The sequence below is a fragment of the Xaviernesmea rhizosphaerae genome (assembly GCF_001938945.1).
Classification (GTDB): domain Bacteria; phylum Pseudomonadota; class Alphaproteobacteria; order Rhizobiales; family Rhizobiaceae; genus Xaviernesmea; species Xaviernesmea rhizosphaerae.
Window position 1 is genome coordinate 1 of sequence record NZ_MKIO01000044.1, and the last position, 3,961, is coordinate 3,961.

A 3,961-nucleotide genomic window follows, 5' to 3' on the forward strand; every position below is an offset into this window, starting at 1 on the left:
TGCAACCGTTATCTTTTGGTTGTGATTTATGAGTCCTGAGCCTAGAGCATCAGACCGAAAAGTGGGAACCGGTTTTCGGAAGAATCCGATGCAAAAACAAAAATCTAGAGCATCGCACTGAGGACTGTTTTCAGTCCGATGCTCTAAAGTGCATCGGGCCGAAAAGCGGGAACCGGTTTTCGGAAAAACCTGACGCAAGAACAAAATCCAGAGCAGCGGCCTGCACGTGATCGTCGGTCTGCGTGCGAACTCAGGCGAAACGCCGCGCGTAGAGCCGGGCGCACAGAAAGGTCAGGGCGAATTCGCCTATCTGATACAGATCTCCCGGCAAAATCAGAGCATGGCAAGGAAGCCTGCATCTGTTACGAAACATTCGTATTTTACCGATAAGTCTAATACAATACCACCGCAATGACTGCGACTGGTATAAGAATGCCCGTCGGGGTTGAAAATCCGACTGATGCGTCTTTTGAGCGCGCGGCGAATCACAGCTCCCTCCCGCGAGGGAATTACGCCGCGACGGAAATCTCCTGCCATAGGCAATGCGAGGAGAAACGGCCTTTGCACAGGGCAACGGCCATCGCCACGCGGCAAGACCACATCAACCTGTATGGGCCAGGTGTGCGTCTCGCAGCCCCCTTTTTACCTGTGAGTCATGCTGCAGGCATGACCTCCTATTCGACCAACGGAGATCATCATGGCAGTCCAAAGTTTACGCGCAATCGACATGGTGCAGAGCATCGGCATCAACACCAAGGGCGCGCTCTATGCCAATGGCTATAAGAATTCGAGCCTGATCATCAACAGCCTGAACTATATCGGCGTGACCCAGGTCCGCGATGCGATCGCCGGGCAAGCACAGGGCGCGCCCGTTCTCCATGCCATGGCGGCCGCCGGGATCCAGTTCAATTTCATGACGTCATATGGCGTCGCGGCCAATGGCGCGGCCGGTATTGCCGACTTCCTCAGCGCGCTCAAATCCTTCCAGACCAGCAATCCCGGCGCGCTTCTGTCGATCGAAGGGCTGAACGAAGCCGATCTGACCAGCGCCAGCTATAATGGCTTGACCTCGCTCGAGGCGGCCGCCGCCTTCCAGAAGGATCTCTACACCGCGATCAAGGCCGACCCGGCGCTCAGCGCAACGACCGTGCTCAATCTCAATCTCGGCTACGACAACACCTCCAACTATGCCCGGATCGGCGATCTCGGCGCCTATTCCGATGCGGCGAATGCGCATATCTACACGCATACCGGCCGCGCCAATAATGATCCGGTCATGGAATCGATCGTCAGCCATGCGAAGAGTGCCTCCTCTGGCGATCCGCTGATCGTCACTGAGATGGGGCACACCACGCTGCAAAGCTTCCAGGGCATTGGCACGAACGAAGCCGCCCAGGCGAAGATGATGCTGACCGACCTGTTCATGGCCTTTGAGGACGGCGCCAGCGCGGTCTACCTCTATGAGCTCCTCGACAACAGCGACAGCCTGTATCGCGGCGAGTCGGAAGTCTATTTCGGCATTTTCAAGGAGGACGGAACGCCGAAACTGGCCGCCACCGCGCTCCACAATCTCACGACCATTCTCAAATTCGGCGCCGATGGCGTGGCGGACGGCACCGTTCCGGCCGTGCCGACGCTCAGCAATGCCCCTTCCACGGCGCATCTGATGACGCTGGACAAGCCGGGTGCGGTCTATGACATTCTGATCTGGAACGACACGCCGGTCTGGAATCAGAACACGCAGAAGGACATCACTCCTGTTACGACCCAGACCGTGCTCCAGTTCAGCCAGGTCGAAAGCGTGATCCGGGTCTATGATCCGCTGAGCGGTCTGGAACCGATTGCCACCTACAACAATGTCTCCAGCATTTCCCTTCCTTTGAGCGACCATCCGCTGGTCGTCGAAGTCGGTGCCGCGGCGGCCGTCACCGAGACGGCTCTTGTCAGCAACGCCAATCTGTCCCTGACGGCCGCGCAGTTGATGGCACGCATCGACAGCCTGGCTGCATCGAGCGGGCTGACCTCCATCACCCTGACGGACAGCCATGCCCTGCCGGTCTCCACGGTCGAGACCATGAATTACATGATTTCCAACTATGGCAGCACGCTCGCCAAGATCGCCGGCGGCTACAGCTTCACCGTGAGCTATGGCGAAAACAACTGGGAGACGGTCAAGGAGTACGACGCTCAAGGGACGCTGACGCTGAAAACCGACTATGGCTACAGCAATGGCGACCTTGTCACCAAGACGACTCTGCATCCCGATGGGACTGCGGATGTCTACAGCTATAAGATCACCGGCCAGACCTATACGAGCCTGCATCAGGTCTCCGACGCCAGCGGCAAGATCACGCTCATCGAGCGAATGCATGCCGATGGCACCTTCGATTCCAGGGAATTGCACAATACCGATGGATCAAATGAATACTATACGTACGACACGGCTGGACGCCTCATTAAAAACTCGGTGACAGCACAGGATGGAACCATCACAGCCTCCAACTACGACACGGCAGGCAAGCTCATCTGGCAGGGCATCAAGGAAGTGGATGGCGATCTGACGTCCACGAACTATTCCGCCGGCGTCAAGACCAGCACTACGATCACCAGCCATGAAGGCTGGACAGACACATTCAATTACCTTCCGGATGGAAGCCTTTCCTCGGACTATCGAAAAAACGCCGATGGCAGTGTTGTCTCAACGACCTACGTCAACGGCGCCGTGAAAACGAAGTCAATACAGTCCGTCGATGGTTCCATCGATAATATGACTTACGGCATCACCGGAAAGACATACACAACCGAACACAGCCAGACCAATGCAAGCGGCAAAATCACGCTCGTTGAGCGGATGCATGCCGATGGCACATTCGATACACGGGAACTGCACAACTCTGACGGTTCGAATGAATATTATGTCTACGATACGGATGGGCGTCTCTCTCAAAGCTCCGTTACCGCGCAGGATGGAACCGTCACGGCCTCCAAATACGACACGGCCGGCAAGCTAACTTGGCAAGGTGTCAAAGAGACGGATGGCGATCTGACGACCACCACCTATTCCGCCGGCGTTAAGACCAGCACGACGATCACCAGCCATGAAGGCTGGACAGAGCAGATGAACTATCTCTCTGACGGAACACTGTCCTCGGATTATCGGAAGAACGCCGATGGCAGCAGCGTCACAACGACCTACAGCAATGGCGTCGTGAAAACGAAGGCGTTTGTGGCCGCCGACAGCTCGATCGACTACACCGTCTATGGCATCACTGGAAAGACCTATACGATCGAGCACAGCAAGATTGATACGAGCGGCAAAACCACCCTCATCGAACGGATGCACGATGACGGCACATTCGATTATCGCGAATTGCGCAATGCCGACGGTACAAAGCAGACACTGACCTACACGGCGACCGGAATTCTCACGGCCGATACGTTCTATAACACGGACGGTTCGAGAATCTGGAAATCCTACAAGCAGGATGGTACCGGAGACATTCAGACCGAAGTCTTCAATGCGGCCGGCACCAGTATGAAACGCGATATCCTGCACACATCCGGCAAGCATGACCTCTATGCCTTCGTCGATGGTCAGACCCTGTCGGGCGGCGCGGCCGATGACACCTTCCGCTTTTCGACCACGAAGAATGCCACGATGATCTATCAGGGTGGCAATGACATTCTTTACGGGTTCAACACAGATGGCGGCGCTGCGGATCATGTCGCCATCAACAAGAGCTGGGCGGCGGACTTCGCCTCGCTCAACATGGTCCAGCAGGGCAGCGACGTTCTCATCCGCTTCGATGCCGCCGACACGCTCCTCGTGAAACAGCAGAAGGTGGCAGCGCTTACCTCCGACTATTTCATCTTCAGCTAAGCAAGGACGCGCCAGGCGCATGTCGGGCTTCACGCAGAAGCCGGACATGCGCCCATGCCGCGTCTAGGCTCAGGACCTATT

The 3,961-nt window shown here is 56.5% G+C and carries 1 protein-coding gene; it reads left to right on the forward strand.

All coding sequences use genetic code 11. The annotated features are described in order from the left end of the window. The first annotated feature begins 697 nt into the window (after nt 1-697). Nucleotides 698-3,880, forward strand: a complete 3,183-nt coding sequence (locus BJF92_RS23115; protein ID WP_143524174.1) for a hypothetical protein — start codon at nt 698-700, stop codon at nt 3,878-3,880. Nucleotides 3,881-3,961 lie beyond the last annotated feature (81 nt).